At 70.5% G+C, this 26,345-nt stretch carries 22 protein-coding genes; 15 read left to right on the top strand and 7 right to left on the bottom strand.

Translation table 11 applies throughout. The features are described from left to right. Positions 1–111 precede the first annotated feature (111 nt). The 9 genes from ACWEPL_RS38185 to ACWEPL_RS38145 all read left to right on the top strand — a co-directional run bounded on the left by ACWEPL_RS38185 (position 112) and on the right by ACWEPL_RS38145 (position 10,443). Positions 112–780 (top strand): amino acid ABC transporter permease, encoded by a 669-nt coding sequence (locus ACWEPL_RS38185; RefSeq protein ID WP_363967563.1) that lies wholly within the window; start codon positions 112–114, stop codon positions 778–780. Beyond that, positions 777–1,694 (top strand): amino acid ABC transporter permease, encoded by a 918-nt coding sequence (locus ACWEPL_RS38180; protein ID WP_363967565.1) that lies wholly within the window; start codon positions 777–779, stop codon positions 1,692–1,694. The genes ACWEPL_RS38185 and ACWEPL_RS38180 overlap by 4 nt, the downstream gene beginning before the upstream one ends. A gap of 119 nt (positions 1,695–1,813) precedes the next feature. Beyond that, entirely contained in the window at positions 1,814–2,659 is an 846-nt protein-coding gene (locus ACWEPL_RS38175; RefSeq protein ID WP_363967567.1) for a glutamate ABC transporter substrate-binding protein, read from the top strand. Positions 2,660–2,709: 50 nt separating this feature from the next. After that, entirely contained in the window at positions 2,710–4,518 is a 1,809-nt protein-coding gene (locus tag ACWEPL_RS38170; protein ID WP_452439036.1) for a S9 family peptidase, read from the top strand. Between the two features lie 196 nt (positions 4,519–4,714). Next, on the top strand, positions 4,715–6,541 hold the full coding sequence (locus tag ACWEPL_RS38165; RefSeq protein WP_452439035.1) for an ABC transporter substrate-binding protein: 1,827 nt from the start codon (positions 4,715–4,717) through the stop codon (positions 6,539–6,541). Next, entirely contained in the window at positions 6,541–7,563 is a 1,023-nt protein-coding gene (locus ACWEPL_RS38160; RefSeq protein WP_363967573.1) for an ABC transporter ATP-binding protein, read from the top strand. Before ACWEPL_RS38165 ends, ACWEPL_RS38160 begins: the two co-directional genes overlap by 1 nt. Continuing rightward, a complete protein-coding gene (locus tag ACWEPL_RS38155; protein ID WP_452439034.1) occupies positions 7,563–8,528 on the top strand; it encodes an ABC transporter ATP-binding protein in 966 nt (321 codons plus the stop codon). The genes ACWEPL_RS38160 and ACWEPL_RS38155 overlap by 1 nt, the downstream gene beginning before the upstream one ends. Further along, positions 8,525–9,481, top strand: coding sequence for an ABC transporter permease (locus ACWEPL_RS38150; RefSeq protein WP_350724807.1), 957 nt, complete (start codon positions 8,525–8,527; stop codon positions 9,479–9,481). Before ACWEPL_RS38155 ends, ACWEPL_RS38150 begins: the two co-directional genes overlap by 4 nt. Further along, positions 9,481–10,443, top strand: coding sequence for an ABC transporter permease (locus ACWEPL_RS38145; protein WP_192791045.1), 963 nt, complete (start codon positions 9,481–9,483; stop codon positions 10,441–10,443). The genes ACWEPL_RS38150 and ACWEPL_RS38145 overlap by 1 nt, the downstream gene beginning before the upstream one ends. A gap of 334 nt (positions 10,444–10,777) precedes the next feature. On the opposite strand, the gene rny is transcribed toward ACWEPL_RS38145, so the two are convergent. Next, entirely contained in the window at positions 10,778–12,394 is a 1,617-nt protein-coding gene (gene rny / locus ACWEPL_RS38140) for a ribonuclease Y (RefSeq protein WP_452439033.1), read from the bottom strand. A 749-nt stretch (positions 12,395–13,143) separates the two neighbouring features. Next, a complete protein-coding gene (locus ACWEPL_RS38135) occupies positions 13,144–13,587 on the bottom strand; it encodes a regulatory protein RecX (protein ID WP_355201703.1) in 444 nt (147 codons plus the stop codon). Between the two features lie 852 nt (positions 13,588–14,439). Between ACWEPL_RS38135 and ACWEPL_RS38130 the strand changes: the two genes are divergently transcribed. Next, the gene (locus tag ACWEPL_RS38130; protein WP_452439032.1) at positions 14,440–14,601 is read left to right on the top strand and encodes a hypothetical protein; all 162 of its coding nucleotides are present in this window, start codon (positions 14,440–14,442) and stop codon (positions 14,599–14,601) included. Positions 14,602–15,093: 492 nt separating this feature from the next. Here ACWEPL_RS38130 and recA read toward each other — a convergent pair whose 3' ends face one another. Together recA and ACWEPL_RS38120 are read right to left on the bottom strand one after the other, a co-directional pair. Next, positions 15,094–16,191 carry a recombinase RecA gene (recA, locus tag ACWEPL_RS38125; protein ID WP_185071856.1) on the bottom strand — a complete coding sequence of 366 codons (1,098 nt, stop codon included), beginning with the start codon at positions 16,189–16,191 and terminating at the stop codon, positions 15,094–15,096. Between the two features lie 492 nt (positions 16,192–16,683). Beyond that, complete coding sequence (locus ACWEPL_RS38120) at positions 16,684–17,424, bottom strand: SDR family oxidoreductase (protein WP_452439031.1); 741 nt, start codon at positions 17,422–17,424, stop codon at positions 16,684–16,686. A 98-nt stretch (positions 17,425–17,522) separates the two neighbouring features. Between ACWEPL_RS38120 and ACWEPL_RS38115 the strand changes: the two genes are divergently transcribed. Next, positions 17,523–18,074, top strand: coding sequence for a TetR/AcrR family transcriptional regulator (locus ACWEPL_RS38115; RefSeq protein ID WP_397367667.1), 552 nt, complete (start codon positions 17,523–17,525; stop codon positions 18,072–18,074). A 107-nt stretch (positions 18,075–18,181) separates the two neighbouring features. On the opposite strand, the gene ACWEPL_RS38110 is transcribed toward ACWEPL_RS38115, so the two are convergent. Continuing rightward, positions 18,182–18,466: a hypothetical protein gene (locus ACWEPL_RS38110; RefSeq protein WP_452439030.1), complete on the bottom strand. Its 285-nt coding sequence runs from the start codon at positions 18,464–18,466 to the stop codon at positions 18,182–18,184. A 381-nt stretch (positions 18,467–18,847) separates the two neighbouring features. Here ACWEPL_RS38110 and ACWEPL_RS38105 point away from each other — a divergent pair, with 381 nt between their 5' ends. Further along, positions 18,848–18,982: a hypothetical protein gene (locus ACWEPL_RS38105; RefSeq protein WP_363967584.1), complete on the top strand. Its 135-nt coding sequence runs from the start codon at positions 18,848–18,850 to the stop codon at positions 18,980–18,982. A 266-nt stretch (positions 18,983–19,248) separates the two neighbouring features. Beyond that, positions 19,249–19,521: a hypothetical protein gene (locus ACWEPL_RS38100; protein ID WP_350724795.1), complete on the top strand. Its 273-nt coding sequence runs from the start codon at positions 19,249–19,251 to the stop codon at positions 19,519–19,521. A gap of 11 nt (positions 19,522–19,532) precedes the next feature. Here ACWEPL_RS38100 and ACWEPL_RS38095 read toward each other — a convergent pair whose 3' ends face one another. Both ACWEPL_RS38095 and ACWEPL_RS38090 read right to left on the bottom strand, forming a co-directional pair. Next, a complete protein-coding gene (locus ACWEPL_RS38095) occupies positions 19,533–19,727 on the bottom strand; it encodes a DUF3046 domain-containing protein (RefSeq protein ID WP_350724793.1) in 195 nt (64 codons plus the stop codon). 247 nt (positions 19,728–19,974) lie between these two features. Next, positions 19,975–20,361 carry a VOC family protein gene (locus ACWEPL_RS38090; protein ID WP_350724791.1) on the bottom strand — a complete coding sequence of 129 codons (387 nt, stop codon included), beginning with the start codon at positions 20,359–20,361 and terminating at the stop codon, positions 19,975–19,977. A gap of 189 nt (positions 20,362–20,550) precedes the next feature. Here ACWEPL_RS38090 and ACWEPL_RS38085 point away from each other — a divergent pair, with 189 nt between their 5' ends. Further along, complete coding sequence (locus ACWEPL_RS38085) at positions 20,551–25,263, top strand: ATP-dependent helicase (protein WP_452439038.1); 4,713 nt, start codon at positions 20,551–20,553, stop codon at positions 25,261–25,263. Positions 25,264–25,639: 376 nt separating this feature from the next. Beyond that, positions 25,640–26,314 carry a GntR family transcriptional regulator gene (locus ACWEPL_RS38080; protein ID WP_397367662.1) on the top strand — a complete coding sequence of 225 codons (675 nt, stop codon included), beginning with the start codon at positions 25,640–25,642 and terminating at the stop codon, positions 26,312–26,314. Positions 26,315–26,345 lie beyond the last annotated feature (31 nt).

Here is a 26,345-nt window from a genome sequence, read left to right as displayed (position 1 = left end):
GCCTCACCGACCCGGCCCTGGAGATCGAGGACCTGCCGCCGCTCGACGGGGTGGTGCTGTCGCACCTGCACGGTGACCACTGGGACCGGGTCGCCTATGCGGTGGAGCACGATGGAAGATCTGATTAGGTACGCGCCCGACCTCGCACTGGGGTTCCTGGAGAACATCAAGCTCTCCATCGTGGGCGCTATCGCCTCGCTCATTCTCGGCACCGTCCTGGTGGCGATGAGAGTTTCCCCCACGCCGGTGCTGCGCGCGGCCGGCACGATCTACGTCAACATAGTGCGCAACACCCCCCTCACGCTGGTGCTGGCCTTCTCCGCGCTCGGCCTCAGCGACCAGCTCGGGCTCGTCTTCTCCGACGTGCCCACCACCAACTCGTTCTGGATCGTCGCGATGGGCCTGTCGGCCTACACCGCGGCCTTCGTCTGCGAGGCGCTGCGCGCGGGCATCAACACGGTGCCGCTCGGGCAGGCCGAGGCGGCCAGGGCGATCGGGCTGACGTTCATGCAGTCGCTGCGGATGATCATCCTCCCGCAGGCGTTCCGCGCGGTCATCGCCCCGCTCGGCAGCGTGATGATCGCCATGGTCAAGAACACGACCGTGGCGACCGCCGGCGGGTTCGCCATGGACTCCGCGAGCAAGATGAAGGAAGCCTTCGACCAGGTCGGCGCGTCGATCCCGATCTTCCTCGGCATCGTGGTCGCCTTCATGGCCGTGACGCTGCCCATCGGCTTCTTCACCGGCCGGCTGGCCAGGCGTCTGGCGGTGGCGCGATGAGCACCACAGTCCTGTTCGACGCCCCCGGGCCGCGCGCGCGGGTGCGCAACGGCCTCCTCACGGTGATCAGCGTCGTGGCCGTTGCCGCCGCCCTGTACGGCGTCTACCGCGGCTTCGACGCCAAGGGCCAGTGGGAAGGCAAGATCTGGCAGCCGTTCCTGCAGTGGGGGACGTGGGAGACCTTCATCTTCCCCGGCCTGCTCGGCACGCTGCAGGCCGCCGTGGTGGCCGCGGTGCTCGCGCTGGTGTTCGGCGCGGTCTTCGGCCTGGCCAGGCTCTCCGACCACGCCTGGATCCGCGTCCCGGCGGGCGTGGTGGTCGAGGTCTTCAGGGCCATCCCGCTGCTGCTGCTGATCTTCTTCATCTTCTACCTCGCACCGGCGGTGGCGGGGGGCGGCGACTACACCTTCATCGCGGTCGTGCTCGGCCTGATGCTCTACAACGGCTCGGTGCTGGCCGAGGTGGTCAGGGCGGGCGTGCACGCGGTGCCGCGCGGCCAGTCGGAGGCGGCCTTCGCGGTGGGCATGCGCAAGAACCAGGTCATGCGCCTGGTACTGCTGCCGCAGGCCGTCACGGCGATGATGCCGGCGATCGTCAGCCAGCTCGTGGTGCTGCTGAAGGACACCGCGCTCGGCTACATCATCGCCTACGTCGACCTGCTCAACACCGGCTTCAAGATCCTGCCGGCCGCGTTCTTCGGCTCGCTCATCCCGGCGGCGATCGTCATCGGGATCATCTACGTGGCGCTCAACATGGCGCTGAGCTTCCTGGCCACGTGGCTGGAGCGGCGCAGCAGGCGCAGCCGCAAGACGGCCGCCGCCCCGATCGCGGCGCCCGGCTCGGCCGAGGTCAGCGTGGGCGCGGGCGAGGGCACCGAGGACGCCGGGCTGGGTCCCGACCGTTCCGTGGAGTGATCGGAGGTACGGGCGCAATGGCACCCGTACCTCCGCAAATCTCCAAGAAGGCCCCATTTCTCCGTTGAAACCGCCCCAAGTCCGGCCCGTACGGTTTGCGAAGCCACCAGACTGTCTCCATGCGTGGGGTGGCGCTCGCGGGGGCGGCCGTGGTGGCATTGGCCGCCGCGTGCGGAGGTGCGGGCTCCTACACCAGCGTCGTGGACAAGATCAGGAACGCCGGCAGGGTCGTCATCGGCACCAAGTGGGACCAGCCGAGCCTGGGCCTGAAGACCGGCGACGGCCCTCCCGAGGGCTTCGACGTGGACGTGGCCAAGTACATCGTCAGGTACCTCGCCCGCGGCCGGCACGTGCAGATCACCTGGCGCGAGTCGCCCTCGTCCACCCGTGAGGTGCTGCTCCACAACGGCAGCGTGGACCTCATCGTCGCCACCTACAGCGTCATCCCGTCGCGCCGGCCCAAGGTGACGTTCGGCGGGCCCTACATCGTCACCCCGCAGGACACGATGGTCCGCGCGAGCGACACCAGCATCAAGAAGGTGACCGACCTGCGGGGCAAGCGGCTCTGCCTGGCGGAGGGCTCGAACGCGTACCGGCGGATCGTCGATCCCCCGCCCAACGGCAAGCTGAGCCTGCCCATGCAGCTGGTGCCCGCGGCCAACTACTCCGACTGCGTACGCAGGCTCGCCGCCGGCCAGCTCGACGCGGTCAGCACCGAGAACCTGGTCCTGGCGGGGTTCGCCGAGCAGGAGCCGGGCCGCTTCCGGCTGCTGAACGACCCCGTCAGCAACGAGTACTGGGGAGTCGGCATCAAGAAGGGCGACACCGCCACCTGCGAGGCCGTCGACCAGGCGGTCGCCGCGATGTGGCACGACGGCACGGCCACGCGGCTGCTGCGCAGGTGGTTCGGCAAGACGGGGCTCAAGCTGCCGTCGTCCCTCCCGGCGCCCGCGGGGTGCCCCTGAACTGTGGGGACCGCCCCACGCTCTTGCCGATCTTCCGGCAGGATGCGGGTATGCCTTTCTGGCCCTCCCCCATCTCGACCAGAGACGTGGCCGCCTCCGGCGTGCGCCCCGGCTGGCCCACGGCCCAGGACGGCCGGATCTGGTGGACCGAGGACCGTCCGGACGAAGGCGGGCGCACCACGATCGTGTGCCGCGACGCCGACGGCACCCAGCGTGACCTGCTGCGGGCACCGTGGAGCGCGCGCACCAGGGTCCACGAGTACGGCGGCAGACCGTACGCCATCACAACCGGGGGCGAAGTGGTCTTCGCCAACTTCAAAGACCAACGCCTGTACATTCTGGGCGATTACGGCGACCCGAAACCCATCACGGACGAGGGTTGCCGCTACGCGGACCCGCTGGTGCGCGACGGCCAGGTCTGGTGCGTCCGCGAGCGCCACACCGAAGACGGCAAGGTCACCCGGGCGATCGTGTCGATCTCGCTGGACGGCGGCGAGATCCACGAATGGGCCACGGGTTGCGACTTCTACGCCTCTCCCGCCCTCTCCCCCGACGGGCGGCACCTGGCCTACGTCTGCTGGAACCACCCGCGCATGCCCTGGGACGGCACCGAGCTGCGCGTCACCCGGCTGTCGGGCGGCGGCGCCTGGACGGTGAAGGGCGGCCCGGCCGAGTCGGTGCTGGCCCCGGCCTGGAAGGACGACTCCAGCCTCTACCTGGTCTCCGACTGCTCCGGCTGGTGGAACCTCTACGAGGTCGGCCTGCGCGGCGACGGGCTCCGGGCGCTCCACGCCGCCGAGGAGGAGTTCACGCTGCCGCCGTGGCGGCTGGGCGGGCAACCGTACACCGTGCTCGGCGACGGCCGCCTCGCGGTCCTGCACGGCCGCGGCGACCTGCGGCTGGGCGTGCTGGACCCCGGCTCGGGCACGCTCACCGACCTCGAGGTGCCCTACGACGGGTGGGACGCGGCGCTGGCCGCCGAGGGCGCGTCCGTGGTCGGCATCGGGTACGCCCCCACGCTCCCCCGGTCGGTCGTCAGCGTGGACGTCGCCTCCGGCGCGGCCGGCCCGCTCAAGAGCGACCTCTCGCGGCTGCCCGACCGGGCCCTCCTGCCCGTTCCCCGCGCGGTCGAGTCGCCCGCGCCCGCCTTCCTCTACCCGCCGTACGCCCCGGCGACCGAGGGCACGCCACCCTACGTGATCTTCGTGCACGGCGGGCCGACCGCGCACGCCGACACCGCGCTCGACCTGGAGAAGGCGTTCCTGACCTCGCGCGGCATCGGCGTGCTCGACGTCAACTACGGCGGCTCGACCGGCTACGGCAGGGCCTACCGCGAGCGGCTGAAGGGGCAGTGGGGGCTGGTGGACGTGGCCGACACGATCGCCGCCGCCCGGTGGCTGGCCGCGGAAGGGCTCGCCGACCCCCGCAGGATCGCGGTGCGTGGCGGCAGCGCGGGCGGGTGGACCGTGATGGCGGCCTGCTGCCGGTCCGACGTGTTCGCCGGCGGGGTGTCGTACTTCGGCGTCAGCGCGCTCGCGCCCCTCGCGGCGCACACCCACGACTTCGAGTCCCGATACGTGGAGTGGCTGGTGGGGCCGGAGGACCCGCAGGTGTACGCCTCCAGGGAGCCGCTCGCCCTCGTCAACGGCGTGAGCTGCCCCATGCTGCTCCTGCAGGGGCTCGACGATCCCGTGGTGCCGCCCGAGCAGTCGGCGGCGTTCGCGGACGCGCTGTCGGAGCGGGGCGTGCCGTGCACGTATCTGGCGTTCGAGGGCGAGTCGCACGGCTTCCGCCGCACGGAGACGCGGGTGACCGCGCTGGCCGCCGAGTTGGCCTTCTACCAGCAGCTTTTTAGCTAATGTCGTAATTCTTTAACAGAATTCGCACCAAATCGATATTACTTGCCAGTCGCTAATCATCATCGGTTGTATAACCGGCTTTTCTCCTGCGCTTCCTCCGGCGTGACCATGCAAAGTGGGACGTGCTCCGCGGCCACGGCGCACGCCCCACACGGCCAGCCATGCACGCCCCGCATCTCGGCACGAGGGAGGCCAGATGGCCAGCATGCGCCATTTCAGCATTGCCGTGGCGGTCTTCGCAACTTTGTTCGCCACCGCCTGCCAGACAGACACCGGAGCCAGGAATTCCGCCCCGCCCACCTCCTCCGCCCCCGGCCAGCCGGTTTCCGGGGGCACGCTCAGGCTCGTGGGCGGCGGGGACGTCGATCACCTCGACCCCACCAGCTCGTACTACACGGTCACCAACGGGATCCTGCGCACGTACGCCCGCGGGCTCTTCGCGCTCAACGGGGTGGCGAAGGGGTCCGACACCACCAAGGGCTTCGCGCTCGTCCCCGACGTCGCCTCCGAGCTGCCCACGACGGGCAACGGCGGCCTGAGCGCCGACGGGCTCACGTACACGATCAAGCTCCGTGACGGCGTGCAGTGGGACACGCAGCCGCCACGCGACGTGACGGCGGGTGACTTCGTCCGCGGCTTCAAGCGCATCTGCAACCCGGTGGCGGGCTCCGGCGCGCCCGGCTACTACACGAGCACGATCAAGGGCATGAAGGCGTACTGCGACGCGTACGCCAAGGCGTTCACCAAGGCCAAGCCCACCGCCGCGGCGCTGGCCGACTTCCAGAACTCCCACGAGATCGCGGGTGTCCAGGCCAAGGACGACAAGACGCTGGTGTTCACGCTGACCCAGGCCGCCAGCGACTTCCTCAACATCCTGTCGCTGAACTTCTCCGTGGCCGCGCCCAAGGAGTACGACCAGTACGTGCCGGACGACGCCACGTTCCGCCAGCACACGATCTCCGACGGCCCGTACCGGATCACCCAGTACGTGGCCACCAAGTCGATCAGGCTGGAGCGGAACCCGGCCTGGAAGCAGGATTCGGACCCGATCAGGCACCAGTACGTGAACGCCATCGAGGTCAAGATGGGCGTCAACGAGCCGGACGCGGTGCAGCAGCAGCTCGAGGCCGGCAGCGCCGACCTGTCGTGGGACCTGCCGGTGCCGACCGCGCAGATCCCGCGGCTCAAGAGCTCCGGCGACCCCAACTTCACGATCTTCCCGGGTGCGGTGAGCAACCCGTACATCGTCTTCAACCTGCAGAGCAAGAACGCCGGCGGCGCCATGGGCAAGCTCAAGGTCCGCCAGGCCATCGAGTACGCGGTCAGCAAGGTCGCCATCGCCAAGGTCTACGGCGGCGCGGACGTGGCCACGCCGCTGCACACCGCGATCCCGCCGGGCAACATCGGATACCAGGAGTACAACCCGTACCCGAGCCCGGGTGACGCGGGCGACCCGGCCAAGTGCAAGCAGCTGCTCACCGAGGCCGGCTACCCGAACGGGCTGACCCTCATCGGCGCCTTCCGCAACGCGGGCAACCACCCGGCCAACTTCCAGTCGTACTCGGCGGACCTGCAGAAGTGCGGGATCACGGTGAAGGGGCTGCCGGTCCGGCAGGGTGACTACTATGGCGCCTTCCTGCAGAACACGTCCATCGCCAAGGCCAGCAAGTGGGACATCTCGGCGCCCGGCTGGGTCCCCGACTGGTACGGCAACAACGGCCGCGCGGTCGTCCAGCCGCTGTTCGAGACCAACTGCAACCCCGGCACCAGCAACTACGGCTGTTACAGCAACCCCAAGGTGGACTCGCTGATCAAGCAGGCGCTGGCCGAGCAGGACCAGACGAAGTCGGCCGCGCTGTGGCACCAGGTCGACACGACGGTGATGGGCGACGCGGTGATCGTGCCGCTCAACAACCAGAACACGCCGATCTACAAGAGCAAGCGCGTGCAGAACGCCCTGTACCTGCCGGCGTTCCAGCTCTACGACTTCACCAACCTCTGGCTCGACCCCAACAACCCGTGATGAGCCTGCTCGAGGTGACGGACCTCCGCGTGGCCTTCCCCACGTCCGACGGCGTGGTGCAGGCCGTGCGGGGGCTGTCGTTCCGCATCGAACGCGGCCGCACGCTGGCGATCGTCGGCGAGTCCGGCAGCGGCAAGACGGTGAGCACCCAGGCCATCCTGGGGCTCACCCCCGGGGCCGACATCTCGGGCAGCGCCGTGTTCGACGGCGTCGACCTGCTCGAACTCGACGGCGAGCGGCTGCGCCACATCCGCGGCGCCGAGATCAGCGTGATCTTCCAGGACCCGCTGACCAGCCTGCACCCGCTCTACAAGGTCGGCTGGCAGATCGAGGAGCTGATCAGGGTGCACCGGCCGGACACCTCCCGCGCCGAGGCCAGGAGGCGGGCGGTCGAGCTGCTCGGCCTGGTCGGCATCCCCCGGCCGGATCGCCGGGTGGACGACTACCCCCACCAGTTCTCCGGCGGCATGCGGCAGCGGGCGATGATCGCGATGTCGCTCGCGCTCAACCCGAAGCTGATCGTGGCCGACGAGCCGACCACGGCGCTCGACGCGACCGTGCAGGCGCAGATCCTGGAGCTCATCACGCGGGTGCAGGCGGAGTTCGGGATCGCGCTCATCCTCATCACGCACGACCTCGGCGTGGTGGCGGGCATGGCCGACGAGGTGCTGGTCATGTACGCCGGGCTCGCCGTGGAGCGGGCCGACCGGCGCACGCTCTACTACCGGCCGCACCACCCGTACACCAAGGGCCTGCTGGAGTCGATTCCCGGCAGCAGCGGGGACCGGGACGGGCGGCTGCGGCCCATCCCCGGCTCGCCGCCGAGCCTGATCGCGCTGCCGTCCGGGTGCGCGTTCCACCCGCGCTGCCCGTACGCGATGCCGGTCTGCTCGGCCGAGCGGCCGCCCCTGGCCACGGTCACAGGTGAGGGCAGTCACGCCTCAGCTTGTTGGCTGCCACACGAGGCGGTCGGGCTGGGCGCGGCGGCCGACGCGCTGCGGCTCAAGGCGAAGGAGTCGTGATGCTGCTCGAAGTCTCGAACCTGGTCAAGCACTACCCCATCACCACGGGCGCGCTGGTCAAGCACGTGGTCGGGCAGGTCAAGGCGGTCGACGGGGTCAGCTTCGCGCTGGCCCCCGGCGAGACGCTGGGCCTGGTCGGCGAGACCGGCTGCGGCAAGTCCACGCTCGCGCGCTGCATCGCGGGGCTGCATCCGGTCACCTCCGGCAGCGTGCGGTTCGACGGCGCGGACATCACGAACCTGCCCAGGAAGCGCATGCGGCCCTACCGCCGCGACATCCAGGTCATCTTCCAGGACCCGTACGGCTCGCTGAACCCGCGCCGGCGGGTCGGGTCGATCATCGCCGACCCGCTCGTGATCCACCGGGTCATGAGCGGCGAGCAGCTCCGCCGGACCGTGCAGGAGCTGATGGAACGGGTCGGGCTCAATCCGGAGCACTACAACCGGTTCCCCGCGGAGTTCTCCGGCGGGCAGCGGCAGCGGATCGGGGTGGCCAGGGCACTCGCGCTGCGGCCCCGGCTGATCATCTGCGACGAGCCGGTGTCGGCGCTCGACGTGTCCATCCAGGCGCAGATCCTCAACCTGCTGAAGGATCTGCAGGCCGAGTTCGGGCTGACGTACCTGTTCATCGCCCACGACCTGTCCGTGGTGCGGCACATCAGCGACCGGATCGCGGTCATGTACCTGGGCAAGGTGGTCGAGGTGGGGGACGCGGAGGTGGTGTACGACCGGCCGCGGCACCCGTACACGAACGCGCTGCTGTCGGCCACGGCGGTGGCCGACCCGGACGAGGCGGAGCGGCGGCAGCGGATCGTGCTGACCGGGGACGTGCCCTCGCCGATCGATCCGCCGTCCGGGTGCCGGTTCCATCCGCGCTGCCCGCGGGCCCAGGAGGTCTGCTCGTCCGTGGAGCCCCAGCTCGAAGGGTCGGCGGCTTGCCACTTCCCCATTGAGGTGGTCGTATGACACTGACCGAGATCAGACCCGGCGCCGTCACCTCCCAGGGGATAGCCGGGCGCGGGCCCTGGCAGCTCGCCTGGCGCCGGATCAGGACCGACCGGGTCGCCATGGTGTCCGGCCTCGTCGTCATCCTCCTGTGCGCGCTGGCGCTGGCCGCGCCGCTCATCGCCGCCTGGAACGGCCACGGCCCCGACGACCAGTTCCGCGACACCGGCATCACGGCCCAGGGGCTGCCCGTGCCTCCGAACGGGGAGTTCTGGTTCGGCACCGACCGGCTCGGGCGCGACCTGTTCATCAGGGTCCTGTACGGGGCCCGGGTCTCGCTGCTCGTCGGCGTGGTCGCCACCGGCCTGGCGGCGTTGGTCGGGGTGGTCGTCGGGCTGCTGGCCGGATATTACGGCGGCGTCGTGGACACCGTGCTGTCGCGGCTCATGGACGTGGTGCTGTCGTTCCCGTACCTGATCTTCGCGATCGCGGTGGTGTCCATCGCCGGGCCCTCGCTGTCCGCCACGATCGGGGTGATCGCCTTCTACTCGTGGGCGGCCATCGCCCGCGTGGTGCGCGGGCAGACGTTGTCGGTGAAGGAGCGCGAGTACGTCGACGCGGCCCGGTCCATGGGAGCGGGCGACTTCCGGATCATGTTCGTGGACATCCTGCCGAACCTGCTCGCTCCCGTCATCGTGCTGACCACGCTGCTGGTGCCGGCGGCCATCGTGTTCGAGTCGACGCTGTCGTACCTGGGGCTGGGCATCGTCCCGCCCACCCCGTCGTGGGGGAACCTGCTGAGCGAGGCGCAGGGGTTCTACCGGGTGGCGTACTGGTACCTGGGGTTCCCGGCCGCCACGCTGCTGGTCACCACGCTCGCGTTCAACCTGGTGGGCGACGGGATCAGGGACGCGCTCGATCCGCGGATGGAGCGTCTGTTCAGCCGCCGCCGACGTACCCGTAAGGGGGCGTGATGCTGCGCGCGTTCCTGTTGCGCCGGGCCCTGCTCGGCCTGCTCGTGCTCTGGCTGGTCACCCTCGGGACGTTCCTGCTGTTCTTCGTCGCGCCGAGCGATCCCGCCAGGACGCTGGCCGGGCGGCAGGCCACTCCCGAGCAGGTGGAGCTGATCCGGCACAACCTCGGCCTCGACCGGCCCACCCTCGTCCAGTATCTCGACTACCTGGGCAGGCTGCTCCACGGCGACCTCGGCCAGTCGTACTTCTCCGGCGAATCGGTCGGCAAGCTGCTGGCCGCCGACTTCCCGCCGACGTTCTCGCTGGTGCTGGGGGGCGCGGTGCTGTGGTTCACGCTCGGCGTCGGCGCGGGGGTGCTCAGCGCCACCCGGGCCCGGTCGCTGGTGGATCGCGGCCTGACGCTGCTGGCGCTGGCCGGGGTCTCCATGCCGACCTTCGTGGTGGGCCTGCTGCTGCTGTACTTCCTGTTCTTCCAGCTCACCATGGCTGGGGTGCCCATCCTGCCGCCCGACTCGTACGTGCCGTTCTCGCAGAACCCCGCCGAATGGGCCCGCCACCTGATCCTGCCGTGGATCACGCTGGCCACGGTCCAGGCGGCGTCGTACGCCCGGCTCACCCGCGGCTCCATGCTGGACGTGCTCGGCGAGGACTACATCCGCACGGCCCGGGCCAAGGGAGTGCCCGAGCGGCGCGTGATCTACCGGCACGGCCTGCGGGCGGCGCTCACGCCGGTGGTGACGCAGCTCGGGGTGGACGTGGGCACGCTGATCGGCGGGGTGGTGGTGACGGAGTCGGTCTTCGGCCTGGGCGGCGTGGGGCAGGCGGTGGTGCAGGCGTTCGTCAGCGGGGACCTGCCCGTGATCATGGGCGTGGTCACGCTGGCGACGACCGCGGTGGTGGTGGCGAACTTGCTGGTGGATGTGGCGTACGGGCTCCTCGACCCCCGCATCCGCCTTGCCTGACGCTCGTCCCGGGGTGGACTCCGGCGGGCGTGCTCCGGCGCCTCAGCCTCCCTCAGGCACCGCCACGCCCGCCGGCCCTCCGCGAACGCCGGCCGATCAGCGCGAACCCGGCCCCGGCCCTCCCCGGACACCACCACACCCGGCATCCCCACATGGACGATCGAGCACCGCCACACCCACGAACGCCGACCAACCACCACACTCACCGCGGTGTTCCCTCACCGCGGTGTTCCCCTCACCGCGGTGTTCCCCTCACCGCGGTGTTCCCCTCACCGCGGTGTTCCCCCCACCGCGGTGTTCCCCCCACCGCGGTTTTCCAGACCGGCGCCGAGACCTACCTCGCGAACTCGGTGGCCCGGGACTCCCTCACCACGGTGATGCGGATCTGCCCCGGATACGTCAGCTCCTCCTCCACCTGCTTGGCCACATCACGGGCGATCACCTGCGCCTGGATGTCATCGATCGCATCCGGCTTGACCATGACCCGGATCTCCCGCCCGGCCTGCATGGCGAAGACCTTCTCCACGCCGTCGTACGACTGCGCGATCTCCTCCAGCCGCTCCAGCCGCTTGACGTACGCCTCCAGGGACTCGCGGCGGGCGCCGGGACGGCTGCCGCTGATCGCGTCGGCGGCCTGCGTGAGAACCGCTTCGACGGTGCGCACCTCGACCTCGTTGTGGTGCGCCTCGATGGCGTGCACCACGTCCTCCTCCTCGCCGTACCTGCGGGCGATCTCCGCCCCGATCAGCGCGTGGCTGCCCTCGACCTCGTGCGTGAGCGCCTTGCCGATGTCGTGGAGGAGCGCGCAGCGCTTCATCAGCGGCTGGTTCATCCTCAGCTCGGCGGCCATGATCCCGGCGATGTGCGCGGACTCGATCAGGTGCTTGAGCACGTTCTGCCCGTACGACGTCCGATACCTGAGCTGCCCGAGCAGCAGCGTCAGCTCGGGATGCATGTCGGTGATCCCCAGCTCGACCAGGGCGTCCTCGCCGGCCCGCGCGCACAGATCCTGCACCTCCTGGCGGCTGCGATCGTGCGCCTCCTCGATGCGCTGGGGGTGGATGCGCCCGTCCAGCACGAGCTTCTCCAGCGTCAGCCGGGCCGTCTCCCGGCGCACGGGATCGAAACACGACAGCAGCACGGCCTCAGGGGTGTCGTCGATGATGAGATTCACGCCGGTCGTGGACTCGAAGGCCCGGATGTTCCGCCCCTCGCGCCCGATGATCCGGCCCTTCATCTCGTCTCCGGGCAGATGCAGCACGCTGACGACCGACTCCGCCGTCTGCTCCGCCGCCACCCGCTGCACGGCCAGCGTAACGATCTTGGTGGCCCGCTTCTCGCCCTCCTTGCGGGCATCGCTCTCGATCTCCCGGACGATCAGCGCGGCCTCGCGCTTGGCCTGGTTCTCGATCTCCTTGACCAGCTCGGCCTTGGCCTGGTCGCCGGTCAGCCCGGAGACCCGTTCGAGGATGGCCCGCCGTTCCCCCTCGACCTGGAGCAGTTCCTCGCGCCGGTCGGCCAGCTCGACCTCGGTCTCGCCCAGCTTCCTGTCGCGCTCGGACTGCCGCCTGGCCTCCTCGTCCAGCCGCTGCTCCCGCTCGGCCAGCCGGGACTCCCGGCGCTCCAGGTCGGCGCGCAGCTCCTTGAGCTCGGACTTGAGTATCCGGCTCTCCTCCTCGACCTCCCGCCGCATCTGCGCGGCGCTCTCGGCCGCGGCCTCCGACCTGCGCAGAATCTCCTGGGCGTCGGTCTCGGCCTTGTGCCGGATCTCCTGCGCCTCCTCGCGCGCCTGCTCAAGCTCCTCGTGTACGACTTGCTGCTGCTCGGGACTGGTTTTGGAAGCGCGTGGCAGACTGCTCGAGGTGCGCCTAATGACGACGAGAAGCGCGACGATCATCCCGAACGCGAGCACGAGCACCGCCACCATCAGCACTACGACAAGCGGCCCCATGTGCGCCCCGCCCTCCTCGCGTCGTCAACACCTCATAACGCGGCCACAAACGGGAGGGGTCACAAGCGCGCCACGAATAGCCCGGTCGGCGTCTGGATCGATATACAGCCAAGGCTGACCGGGCGTCGACTCGTAAAGCCGACACCTCGCCCGCCTAGATCAACCAGCCTCGTTCGTCCGTCGTTCACCGGTATGGCAATCCGCGCTGCGCGGAGTAACTCCTCACTGCCGTCGAGGTTATGCGTCGAACAGGTCACGAGCAAGCAAACGCGTCATCAAGCGTGTCTTACGGGCCTGCATCTCTACCGACACCTACAGGCAAGACAGGGGACGCGCATGGGCAAGGAAGCATGTGCGAGTGCAAGAGCACCCGCACATGCTTATGCACCCGCAATCTCTGCCGCACTGGCAGATGCAGATGCAAGAGCACATGCAGACCGAGCAATCCACCAAAAGCCGCCACCCGAAGATCCCCAAAACGGACCAGCCTCAGAACGAGACGAACCCCAAACCGGGACAAGCCACGGAACACGAGGACCCACGGAAGCCCGGAGAGAGTCGTGGAACCGCAGCGCGCCAGGCAAGCCGCAGAGAACCCAAAACGAGGCAGCCGTGAAGCCGGGGAACCCGCAGAACAGACCGAGCCCCAGGACTCGGGGACCCCACGGAACCCCGGGCGCGGAGAAGCCCGAGAGCCCGAAAAACCCGGGAGAGCCGTGTATCCGGGGCGAGCCGTGGAGCAGGAGATGTTACGGGAAGTCCTCATCCATCTCGATCCCCTCCTGCTCAAGCGCCTCGCGGATGACGCGGAAAGCCAGCCCTGAGGCGTACCCCTTGCGTGCCAGCATGCCCGCCAGCCGCCGCGTGCGGGTCTGCGGGTCGAGCGACCGAGTGGACGCGAGCTTGCGCTCCACCAGCCGCCGCGCCGTCTCCGCCTCCTGGTCGGGATCCAGCCGCTCGACTGCCTCCTTGACCGTGTCGGTGTCCACACCGCGATGACGTAGCTCAGCGGCCAAGGCACGCTTGGCCAGCCCTCGGCCGTGGTGCCGCGAGTCGACCCAAGCCGCAGCGAACGCCTCGTCGTTGATCAGCCCCAGCTCGGAGAAGCGACTGAGGACCGCTTCGGCGGCTTCGTCGGGCACGTCACGTTTCCGGAGCGCCTCGGCGAGCTGGGCCCGCGTCTTGGGCGCCATGGTGAGCAAACGAAGACAAATAGCCCGCGCCACCGACTCCGGATCAGCGTCCTGTCCGCCCCCGCCGAAGCCCTCACCACTCAGCCCAGACCCGCGAGACCTTCCACCTCTCCGCCCGGATCCGGCAGAGCTCCCATCACCCTGCCCGCCCCCGCCATCACGCTCGGCCCCAGCGAAGCCCTTGCCACGCCGCCTGGATCTGCCAGAACGCCCATCACCATGCCCCGTCCCGGCAAAGCCCCCGCCACTGCGCCCAGCTCCGCCAGGACGCTCGTCATCAGGCCAGGCCCCAGCAAACCCGTCACCGCCTCGCGCGCTTCCAGCGAAGCCGCCGTCCTGTCCGGCACGGTCCTCGCTGTCACGCTTCAATCCGGCCGCGTCAGCGCCATCGCGTGCCGCTCCGGCGGGGCTCCCGTCATCCCACCTGGCCCCGGCGAAACCGCCGCCGTCGTCTGGCGCTCCGGTGAAGTGGTGGCCACGCTGCGCAGCTTCGGTGGTGGAGGGCTCACTGTCCTGTCGGCTTTCGGCAGGGCCTTCGGCGTCCAGTTCCTCGGATGGCCAGCCGCGCCCGCGGGTATTTCGCCCGGCCCGTCCGTTGGAGCGGGCGGATCGCCGCCCTCTGCTCGATCGTTTCCTCCCGGTCTCGCCGTCGTCCGACGGTTCGGCCGAGAACCAGCTGCTCCCCGCGAGCACCTCGGAGTGCCACCCACCGTCCCCCCGGTTGGCAGGCTCGGCAGGCGCGGCCTCCTCGGTGGTACGCCATCCCTTGGTGGTGGCCCATTCGCCGTCCGGGTCTCCCCGGTCGGCGCCGGCAGGACTCGGGTCAGCATCAGCGGAGCCACTGTCGCCAGGGTGTCCGGCAGCCTCAGCGTCTGGGCTGGCCTGGGTATCGGTGCGCATATCGTGCTGATCGTCTGCGACGGCCTGGCCCTCGGCAGCGATCTGGGATGCGTGCTGATCATCCGCGCCGGCTTGGGAGTCGGCGGTTGTCCGGGATTCGTACTGGTCGGCTGATCGGGCTTGGGCCCCGGGGATGAAGCGGGGTCCGTCCTGATCGTCGGTGTCGTCCCCGAAGAAGGGGTGTCTGCCGGTGCGTTCCCGGTAGAGGTGGCCTGTGGCCTCCCGGATGCCGGTGGTCACGTGATCGTCGGTGTGGACGCCGTCCTGTCCGCCCATGGCGGCACGGACATCATCCGGCTCGCCCGTGGCGGCATGCACAACGCCCTGCCCGTCAGTAGCCGTGTGCTCGTCGGGCTGTTCGTCTGTGGCGGTGGGGCTGTTGGGGTGCCCTTCCTGGTCTGCCGCGGCCTCGCTCTCGGCCGAGGCGCGTTGGCGGGTGCGGTGCTCACGCCACTCGTCGACCGATGGCCAGCCGTCCGCGGCCGAGCGGGCCAGGTCGCGGCCCCGGGAGGGGGAAGGGACGGGCCGGGCGCCCCCGGATTGGGGCGCCGGTGGCCGGTTCGGGTTACTCATGGGAGGGGGCACGATCGCTCATGGGGTGGACGATCAGACGTCACCCGGCTTCGGGGTGGACTTCGAGCCACGGCCGGAAGGAGCGGCGGCCGGGGCAGGGGCAGGGGCCGCGGCGGCTTCGGCCGGGGCGTCGAGGCGGGGGCCCACGCCCAGCTTGTCCTTGATCTTCTTCTCGATCTCGTTGGCCATGTCGGGGTGGTTCTTCAGGAAGTTGCGGGCGTTCTCCTTGCCCTGGCCGAGCTGGTCGCCCTCGTACGTGTACCAGGCGCCGGACTTGCGGACGAAGCCGTGCTCCACACCCATGTCGATGAGGCCGCCCTCACGGGAGATGCCCACGCCGTAGAGGATGTCGAAGTCGGCCACGCGGAAGGGCGGGGCCATCTTGTTCTTCACGACCTTGATCCTGGTGCGGTTGCCGACCGCCTCCGTGCCGTCCTTGAGGGTCTCGATGCGGCGGATGTCCATCCGGACCGAGGCGTAGAACTTGAGCGCCTTACCACCGGTCGTGGTCTCGGGGCTGCCGAACATGACGCCGATCTTCTCGCGGAGCTGGTTGATGAAGATGGCGGTGGTGCCCGTGCTGTTGAGCGCGCCGGCGACCTTGCGCAGGGCCTGGGACATGAGGCGGGCCTGGAGGCCGACGTGGCTGTCGCCCATCTCGCCCTCGATCTCGGCCTTGGGCACCAGCGCGGCCACCGAGTCGATGACGATGATGTCGACGGCGCCGGACCTGATCAGCATGTCGGCGATCTCCAGCGCCTGCTCACCGGTGTCGGGCTGGGAGACCAGCAGGGCGTCGGTGTCGACCCCCAGCTTCTTGGCGTATTCGGGGTCGAGGGCGTGCTCGGCGTCGATGAACGCCGCGATGCCGCCGGCACGCTGGGCGTTGGCCACCGCGTGCAGGGCGATCGTGGTCTTACCGGAGGACTCGGGGCCGTAGATCTCGACGATGCGGCCGCGCGGCAGGCCGCCGATGCCGAGGGCCACGTCAAGGGAGATCGACCCGGTGGGGATCACCTCGATGGGAGCTCGGGCGTCATCGCCCAGGCGCATGACGGAGCCCTTGCCGAACTGTCGCTCGATCTGAGCGAGCGCGGTCTCGAGGGCCTTCTCGCGGTCGTTGATTGCCATGGGAACTCCCCCTGGAGGGTCGTGGTCCGATCAGTCGAGTGAAAGCTACGGCCTGCCACCGACATTTTTCATGCGACTGCCGGGGAAGACGTGGCTCGGGCGAAACCCATCGTAGCCGAACGGCTGTTCGATCACAGCAGGAACACGCAGGTCGCCGTCAATCACCCGCCCTGGCGTCCCGTGTCACTGAAGGCTGGTCGTTGTCACCGAAGGTTGATGAACACTGGTTTCGTGCCGTCGAAGGTTGATCTCGGGGGCCGAGGGGTGCGCAAGCCTGCGGCGGAGCTGTTCGTCATCGTGGCCCGGCGGTGCGGGCCCGGCGGTGCGGGGCCGGCGGTGCGGGGCCGGCGTGGACGAGGGCGGCTGGAAGATGGGCGCCAACCTTCTCGCGGACATCGCGGGCGCGTGGGAGGCGAGCCTGCGCGGCGTTTGGGTCGACCACGACACCTGGCCGCCTGCTGGAGGACATCGCCCTGATCGCGGGCGGCCGGCTCAGTTCTGGGTCGTCGGGCGGATGACGATCTCGCCGATCTCCACATCACGGGGCTGTTCGATGGCGAAGGCGACAGCGCGGGCGACGGCTTCCGGCGCGATGGCGTACTGGTTCATGTTGCGGCGGATCTCCTCGCGGACCTCGGGGTTGTCGATAGAGCCGGCGAGTTCCGTACGCACGTAGCCCGGCGAGACCGCCGTCGTCCGCAACACGCCGTCGGTCGACTCCTGCCGCAGCCCTTCCAGAAGGGTGCGTACGGCGTTCTTGGTCGCGGCGTAGACCGCCATCGTGGGTGTGATCTTCAGCCCGGCCGTCGACACGGTGGTCACGAGGTGGCCCTGTCCCTGCTCGCGGAACACCGGCAGCGCGGCGGCGATGCCGTGCAGCACGCCGCGTAGGTTGACGTCGATCATCGCCGACCAGCCGGCCACGTCAAGGTCGGCCACGGGGCCGATCTTGCTGATGCCGGCGTTGCCGACCAACACGTCGAGCTGCCCGAACTCCGTCACGGCCAGGCCGACGAGTTGTTCGAGGTCCTCGCGGGCGGTGACGTCCACGGCTCGGGTGACGGCGCGCCCGCCGCGGTCGCGGATCTCACGGGCGATCTTGTCGAGCCGCTCCGTCCGCCGCGCGCCGAGCACGACGGCGGCGCCCCGCTCGGCGAGCAGGCGCGCGGTGGCCTCGCCTATCCCGCTGCTCGCCCCGGTGATGGCCACGGCCTTGCCCCTGATGGCTGACATGGGGATTTCCTCCACAGTAAACTGGACACGTGTCCGGTTAAGGACTTCCACCGTACCGGACACGTGTCCGCTTATCCAACTCGCCATGAAGAGGACCGATGAACGCCCCCCGCCGCCGAGCCGACGCCACCGAGAACCGCGCACGGATCCTCAAGGCCGCACGAGAGGTCATCGTGAACGCGAACGAGGTGAAGCTCAATGAGATCGCCAAGCGGGCGGGCGTCGGTCAGGGCACCCTCTACCGCCACTTCCCGACTCGGGAGGCCCTGCTCGCCGAGGTCTATCGCAAGGACGTGGACGACCTCGTGGCCGCCGCGCCGAAACTGCTCGCCGAACACGAGCCGCTGCCCGCCCTGGTCGGCTGGCTGGACCGGGTGGCCGAGTACGCGAAGGTCAAGCGCGAGGTGTTCGCAGCTGTCGAGGCGGGGGTGTGGCAGGATCTGTCCGCGCACAGCCTCGGCCCGATCGGCGAGACGCTGACCACGCTCCTCGACGCGGGCAAAGCCGAGGGCGTCGTCCGCCCCGACGTGGACGCCCGCGACATCATCCTGCTGATCGGCTACCTGACCCGTCTGGAACCCGCCGAGTGGGACGCCCGCGCCCATCACCTCCTGCGCGTCATCGTCGACGGCCTGCGCCGTCACGCCTGAGCAGGTTCCACGGGACCAAGCGCCGACCGCCGAAGGCGAGCCGATCGACGATGGCGACGCGAAGGCGTGAGTCAAGAGCGAGTCACGCCAGGCGGGGGCCTGACCGCTCAAGCTTCGCTGTCACGGGACACCTGGGGGGCGGTGAGGAGCCCGAGCGCCGTCCTGAACAGCTCCGGAGGGCGCTGCTCAGGAGCGAGAAGGGTGAGCAGGCGCATGCCGATGTCCAGCGACTTCAGTATCGCGTCGGCCCGCTCGTACGGGAGCTCCCCCAGCCCGCTGCCGGGAGGCGCGAGAGGGTGGCGGCCGGGGTGCCCCGGGGGGAACAACAGCGCGACGAGCTGGTCACGGACGGTGGGACGGCGGGTCGCGTGGACCATGAGCTCGGTGGCCATCCGGGCGAACGTGTCCTGATCGCCGTCGCGTCGGTGAACGGCGCTCCACCTGCCCTGTTCTTCCTCGACACGGGCGCGTTGTTCGCCCTCAACCAGGAGTACGCCGACCGCCTGCGCGTCCCCATGTACGGCCACACGACCGGCAGAACCATTCGGCGGAGACCACAAGGCGTACCAGAGACACGTGGACCGGCTCGCTATGGGCGACCTCCGCATCGAGAACGTGCCCGTCCACACCATCCCGGACACGATCCGGCTCCCCGCGCCCGACGGGCGGGTCACCCAGGGAGCGATCGGCACGAGCGTCCTGTCGCGGTTCCTGTCCACGATCGACTATCCGGCCGAGAAGCTCGTCCTACGCAGGAACGGCCGGAGCACAGCGTGCCCATGTGGTACGTGGGCGACCACTTCCTGCTGTCCCACGGCACCGTGAACGGCCTGGACCGGATGGTGTTCCTCGTCGACACCGGGGGCGCCGGAGTCCCGATCCCCCGGGCGACGGCTTTCACGCGGTGACCGTGGACGAGGTGACGCTCGGGTCCGTCACCCGCCGCCGGGTGCCCGGGTTGTCCGGCGCGCTCCCCTCCTGGTTCGAGCACGGTTTCGGCTTCCGCATCGGGGGGGCTGCCCACGCACGAGTTCTTCAAGCCGTATGCGCTCACGTTCGACTTCGGACGCATGCGCATCCCCATGAACACACCCCGCTGATGTTGGCCGCCAATGTGTTGTCCGGGCAGTGAGCTGGGGAGACTCACTGCAGGGCCGAGGGTTGGAGGCGGCGAGTGTCGAGGGGCTACACCAGGGAACGGCGCACCCATCTGGAGGCACTCGCCGAGGTGCTCCCCCATCATGGCCTGGTCAGTCGCATGGTCGGCAACGACGATCCGGTGCTGTGGGTCTGGCACCCGCGTACGGGCCGTCAGACGATCATTTTCGCCACCCCGTCACACCACGGATGGACGTTCCTGTGGTCGCCCGGAGGGCAGGGCAGCGTGGACGAGCTGGAGCTCACGGCCGCCGCGTTGCAGCAGGCCCTGGACATGTCACAGCCCTGACGCCGCCGAGGCTAGCGGAGCTTGGGTGAGACGTCCTCCACCTGGCAGACCGCGCGCCAGACGGTCTTGGCGCTCTCCCCGTCGGCGAGCGCCTGTATGACGGTCCGCCCGCCCAACGGCGCGAGCACGTAGTCGCGGGCCCACGACTCGGCGTACGTGTCGCCGAAGTGAGCGTTCATCCGTCTCCAGAACTCGGTCAGGCGCATGGATTCAAGTATGGAATCGCCTGGGGGGTGGGTAGGACATCCCCATGCCAAAGACCCCCAAGTCTTCGCCACCGAAGACAGCCGAGACCAAGGCCCACAGGGCCAGGCGCCGCCGATTACTGCACACGCTGCGCCTCACCGTACAGAAGGAGAAGTCTGAGCGATCAGAAAGGCACGCGGGCGTCAGGCAGGAGCCCCGTGCGGGCAAGCCGCGTACGCGCAGGGCGTCGCGGCGCTAGACCCGCGGTCACAGCACACGCGAGCCGTACATCTCACCGAGATGGTCGGCGAGCAGCTCCAGCCGGGCGCCATCGGGGTCCTTGAAGTAGATGGAGGCGCCGCTCTCTATCTGGTGCGGCACGCCGGCCATCTCCAGCTTCCCGCGCAACCGCTCCCAGGTGGCGGGGTCGACGGAGATCGCGACGTGGTGCAGCCCGCCCAGCACCTCCTGGTACGGCCCGAGGTCGAGGCCGGGGAAGTCGAAGAACGCGAGCAGGTTGCCGTTGCCGATGTCGAAGAAGAAGTGGTTCGAGCCCTTGTAGTCGCGGTTCTCGATGATCTCCGTGAGCGGGAACTCCAGGAGTTCCTGGTAGAACTTGATGGTGCGTTCCACGTCCGACGAGAGCAGGGCCATGTGGTGCAGGCCCCGAGCGCTGCTCGATGGCCGGTGCGCTAAGACGTGGCGCCGTCTCATCTCCGCTCGGCGGGCTTCGATGGCCGCATAGTCAATGGTCACGGTCGCTGTATGTCCGCCAGGGCCCCCGCTCAACCGCTCGCCGGGGAGCCAAATGCGTTTTCTGTCGGTGGCGCGAGGCAATATGTGCTGGTGAGCTCGCTAGACCAGTTCAGCCAGGTGACCAGGCAATGGTTCACCGGGGCCTTCCAAGCTCCCACGGCCGCCCAGGAGGGGGCGTGGGAGTCGATCTCGCGCGGCGACAACACCCTGGTCGTCGCTCCCACCGGGTCGGGCAAGACGCTGGCGGCCTTCCTGTGGTCGCTCGACAGGCTGGCGTTCGAGCAGACCGGCCCCACCGCCACACCCGAGGCCGGGCCCACCGCGTCCGAGGCCGCCGCCGCGCGTAAGGGCGCCGCTGTGCGCAAAGACGCGCCGAAGGGGACGCGGGTGCTGTACGTGTCGCCGCTCAAGGCCCTGGCCGTGGACGTCGAGCGCAACCTGCGCGCGCCGCTGGCCGGGCTCAAGCAGACGGCGCGCCGGCTCGGGCTGCCGGTGCCGGAGATCTCGGTGGCGATCCGCTCGGGCGACACCCCCTCGGAAGACCGCAGGCGCTACGCCGCCAAGCCGTCCGACATCCTGATCACGACGCCGGAGTCGCTGTTCCTGCTGCTCACCAGCCAGGCGCGCGAGGCGTTGCGGGGCGTGGAGACGGTGATCGTGGACGAGGTCCACGCGGTCGCGGCCACCAAGCGCGGCGCTCATCTGGCGCTCAGCCTGGAGCGGCTCGACGCGCTGCTCGACAGGCCGGCGCAGCGGATCGGGCTGTCGGCGACGGTGCGGCCGGTGAGCGAGGTGGCGGCGTTCCTGGGCGGCACGCGACCGGCCACGGTCGTGCAGCCGCCGTCGGAGAAGCGGATCGAGGTCGAGGTCGTCGTCCCGGTTGAGGACATGACGGAGATGGAGGGCCGGCCGCAGCCGGAGGGCCGGGAGGAGTTCGCCCCCGAGCCGGGCAACCGGTCGATCTGGCCCCATGTGGAGGACCGGCTGTTCGACCTGATCGGGGCGCACAGTTCGACGATCGTCTTCGCCAACTCGCGGCGGCTGGCCGAACGGCTGTGCACCCGCCTCAACGAGCTCGCGTACGAGCGGGAGGGCGGCGGGGTCGAGGCCATCGACCTCTCCATCTGGGAGACACCCCCATCATCGCAGAAGCCCCAGCGGATGCCCGCCGACATGATGGCGCAGGCCGGGGCGAGCAAGGGTGTCGTGACCGAGATCGTCCGCGCGCACCACGGCTCGGTCTCCAAGGAGGAGCGGGCGCAGATCGAGGAGGCCCTCAAGTCGGGCCGGCTGCCCGCCGTGGTCGCCACCTCCAGCCTGGAGCTGGGCATCGACATGGGCGCGGTCGACCTGGTCGCGTGCGTGGAGGCGCCGCCGAGCGTGGCCAGCGGGCTGCAGCGCATCGGCCGGGCGGGCCACCAGGTCGGCGCGGTGTCCAAGGGTGTGATCTTCCCGAAGTACCGGGGTGACCTGGTGCAGACGGCCGTGGTGGCCGAGCGGATGAAGAGCGGCCAGATCGAGGAGTTGCGCTATCCGCGTAACCCGCTCGACGTGCTGGCGCAGCAGATCGTGGCGATGACCGCGCTCGACGAGTGGACGGTCGACGAGCTGGAGTCCGTGGTCAAGCGGGCCGCCCCCTATGCCACGCTGCCCAGGACCGCCCTGGAGGCCACGCTCGACATGCTGGCCGGGCGCTATCCGAGCGAGGAGTTCGCCGAGCTGCGGCCGCGCATCGTGTGGGACCGGGTCACCGGCACCCTCCAGGGTCGTCCGGGCGCGCAGCGGCTGGCGGTCACCAACGGCGGCACGATCCCCGACCGCGGCCTGTTCGGCGTCTTCCTGGTGGGCGAGAAGGCCTCTCGGGTGGGCGAGCTGGACGAGGAGATGGTCTACGAGTCGCGCGTGGGCGACGTGTTCGTGCTGGGTGCGACGTCCTGGCGGATCGAGGACATCACGACCGACCGGGTGCTCGTCTCGCCCGCGCCGGGCCAGCCGGGCAAGCTGCCGTTCTGGCACGGCGACGCGCCCGGGCGCCCGGCCGAGCTGGGCAAGGCGATCGGGCAGTTCCTGCGCGAGCAGGCCAAGAACGGCTCGACCGAGCGCATGCGGGAGGCGGGGCTCGACGAGTTCGCCTCCGGAAACCTGCTGTCCTACCTCCACGAACAACGCGAGGCCACCGGCTACGTCCCCGACGACCGCACCCTCCTCGTCGAGCGTTTCCACGACGAGCTCGGCGACTGGCGCGTGGTCATCCACTCCCCCTACGGCGCGCGGGTGCACGCCCCGTGGGCGCTGGCGATCAACCGGCGCCTGCGCGAGCGCTACGGCATCGACGTGCAGGCGGTCCACTCCGACGACGGCATCGTGCTGCGCATCCCCGACACGCTGGCCGAGCCGCCGACCGACGTGGCCGCGTTCGATGCCGAGGAGATCGAGCAGATCGTCACGGAGGAGCTGGGCGGGTCGGCCATGTTCGCCTCCCGGTTCAGGGAGTGCGCGGGGCGGGCGTTGCTGCTGCCGCGCCGCACGCCGGGCAAGCGCAGCCCGCTGTGGCAGCAGCGCCAGCGCGCCGCCCACCTGCTGGGCGTGGCCTCGCAGTACGCCTCGTTCCCGATCGTGCTGGAGACCATGCGCGAGTGCCTGCAGGACGTCTTCGACGTGCCTGGGCTCGTCCAGCTCATGCGGGACATCGCCGCCCGCAGGGTGCGGCTGGTGGAGGTGGAGACTTCGCAGGCCTCGCCGTTCGCGGCGTCGCTGCTGTTCCATTACGTGGGCGCGTTCATGTACGAGGGCGACGCGCCCCTGGCCGAGCGGCGCGCCCAGGCGCTGGCGCTGGACACCACGCTGCTGGCCGAGCTGCTGGGCCAGGCCGACCTGCGCGAGCTGCTCGACCCCGACGTGATCTCCGACACCGAGCGCGAGCTGGCCAGGCTCGACCGGCCGCTGCGCGACCTGGAGGACCTCGCCGACCTGCTGCGCTCCCACGGGCCGCTGCTCGCGCCCGACGTGAGCGTGCGCGGCGGCGACCCGGCCTGGCTGGCGGAGCTCGAACGCTCGCGTCGCGCGATCCGCGTACGCATCGCCGGCGAGGAGCACTGGGCGGCCATCGAGGACGCGGCCCGCATGCGTGACGCGCTGGGCGTGCCGCTGCCGGTCGGGGTGCCCCACGCGTTCCTGGAGCCGGTCGCCGATCCGCTGGCCGACCTGGTGGCGCGGCACGCCCGCACCCGCGGGCCCTTCCACGCGGGGTCGGCCGCGGCCCGGTTCGGGCTGGGCGTGGCCGTGGTGACGGACGCGTTGCGCCGGCTGGCCGCGTCCGGGCGGGTCGTGAACGGGGAGTTCCGGCCCGGCGGACGGGGCGAGGAGTGGTGCGACGCCGGGGTGCTGCGGATGCTGCGGCGCAGGTCGCTGGCCCGGCTGCGCAAGGAGGTCGAGCCGGTCGCGCCGGAGACCCTGGCCCGCTTCCTGCCCGCCTGGCACGGCATCACCGGCTCGGGGGCCGCGGGGGCGGCCGGCGGCCGGGGCGCGAGCGAGGCGGCCCGGGCCATGGACGCGCTGGTCCGCTCCATCGAACAGCTCCAAGGGGCCGCCGTGCCCGCGTCCGCGCTGGAGACGCTGGTGCTGCCCGCGCGGGTGCCCGGCTACCATCCGGCGCTGCTCGACGAGCTGACCTCGTCGGGCGAGGTGATGTGGGCGGGGCAGGGCTCGCTGCCCGGCGGCGACGGATGGGTGTCGCTCTACTACGGCGACACCGCGCCGCTGCTGCTGCCCGAGCCCGCCGAGATCACGATGACCCCTCTGCACGAGCGCGTGCTGGAGTTGCTGGGCGGGGGCGGCGCGCTGTTCTTCCGCGGCATCTCCGACCAGCTCGGGTCCCTGGACGACGCCACCCTGGCGGCGGCGGTGTGGGATCTGGTGTGGGCGGGGCGGATCTCCGGCGACACGCTGGCGCCGCTGCGGGCCACGCTCGGCACCGGCCGTCCCGCGCACCGGCCCGCCACCACGCGGCGGCGCCGGGCCGTGCTGCCGAGCAGGAGCGGGCCTCCCACGGTGGGCGGCCGGTGGTGGCTGCTGCCCGCGCCCGCCGCCGACACCACCCAGCGGGCGCACGCCCAGGCCGAGGTGCTGCTGGAACGGCACGGCGTGGTGACGCGGGGCGCGGTGACGTCGGAACGACTTCCTGGGGGATTTACGCCCGTATATCAGGTCTTGCGGGCGTACGAGGAGAGCGGGCGCTGCCGCCGGGGCTACTTCGTCGAGGGCCTCGGGGGCGCGCAGTTCGCCCTGCCGGGAGCGGTCGACCGGATGCGCGCCATGGCGCCCGGCCTCGTGCCGTCCGACGGTCCAGGGCTCGCCCCGGGGACCGGCTCGGGTGTTGGGAGTTTTGGGTCCGGCTCCGGGGCTGGGGGTGTGGGGTCCGGCTCTGGGGGCGGGCGGAGGGCCGTGGTGCTGGCCGCCGCCGACCCGGCCAGCCCGTACGGTGCGGCGCTCCCCTGGCCGCAGCACCCCGGCGAACTCGGGCACAAGCCTGGCCGGAAGGCCGGTTCGCTGGTCGTGCTCGTGGACGGGCACCTGGTGCTCTACGTCGAACGGGGCGGCAAGACGCTGCTGTCGTTCGCCGACGACGACCGGCTGCAGCCCGCCGTCGACGCCCTCGCGCTGGCCGTGCGGGACGGGGCGCTCGGGAAGCTGACCGTGGAACGGGCCGACGGCACGGCCATCGTCGAGTCGCCGCTGGCGGCGGCCCTGGAGGCGGCCGGTTTCCACCCCACCCCCCGGGGGCTGCGCCTACGCGCCTGAACCCCTGCGACGCGACACCGAACGGCTCGAGGGCCGAGAGGTGGGGCGAGGGGTCAAGAGCACAGGAGCCGGAAGGGCGGAGGGATCGCGGGCCGAAGGCGCGGGATCCGGAGGCGCGCAGCCCCAAGGGGCGAGAGTGCGGGAGCCGGCGGTGCGGAGTCAGGAGCCGGAGGCGCGGAGTCCGCGGGGCCGAAAGTGTGGGACTGGCGGTGTAGGAGCCGGAGGCGCGGGGTCGCGGGCATCGCCTCCGGCCCGCAGCTGGCGATGTGGGAGCCGGAGGCGCGGAGGTCGAGGTGGTGTGGGGGACGAGGGTTGGGTTGGGGGTGGGGCGGGCTGGGTGGGGGAGTTGGTCCGGGCTGTATACGATTGTCGCCTCATGGCTGATTTAACGCTGGGCGCGGCCCATCCGACCTTGCGCGACGAGGTCACCAAGGAGCTGCGGCGACGCATACTCTCCGGCGAGCTCGCCCAGGGTGAGCGGCTGGTCGAGGACCGGCTGGCCGCGCTGCTCGGCGTGTCGCGCAACCCCGTGCGCGAGTCCATCCGGGTGCTGGCCACCGAGGGGTTCGTCGAGGTCGTGCCCCGGTTCGGCGCCACTGTCGCGCGGCTGTCGGCGGCGGAGGGCGAGGAGCTCTTCGACGTGCGCATGGCGGTCGAGGGCCTGGCGGCGCGGCTGGCCGCGCGCAAGCGCACCCCCGAGTCCGCCGAGCGGCTGCGGCAGGTGCTGGAGCAGGCCAAGGAGGCCGTGGAGAACGGGCGGCTGGAGGAGGTGGCCGATCTCAACACGGCCTTCCACCTGGCCGTGGGTGAGGCGGCGGGCAACTCGTACCTGAGTCTGATGATGAAGCCCATGCTCCTGCGGGCGCAGTGGGTCTTCAGCCAGACCGCCGCCGCCCGCGGGCCGCACTCCTGGACCGAGCACCTGAGCCTGTGCGAGGCCATCGCGGCGGGCGACGAGGACGAGGCGCAGGCCAGGGCCATCGCGCACGTGGCCGCGGCCAGGCGGTCGTTCCTGGCGGCGATCCGCAGGGCAAATCCCCCGAACGATTAGAAAACACTCAGATAACAACACAGGGTCAGGA

The sequence above is a fragment of the Nonomuraea sp. NPDC004186 genome (assembly GCF_053603495.1).
Note: the sequence above shows the minus strand (reverse complement) of the source record. Positions and strands in the feature narration are given on the sequence as shown.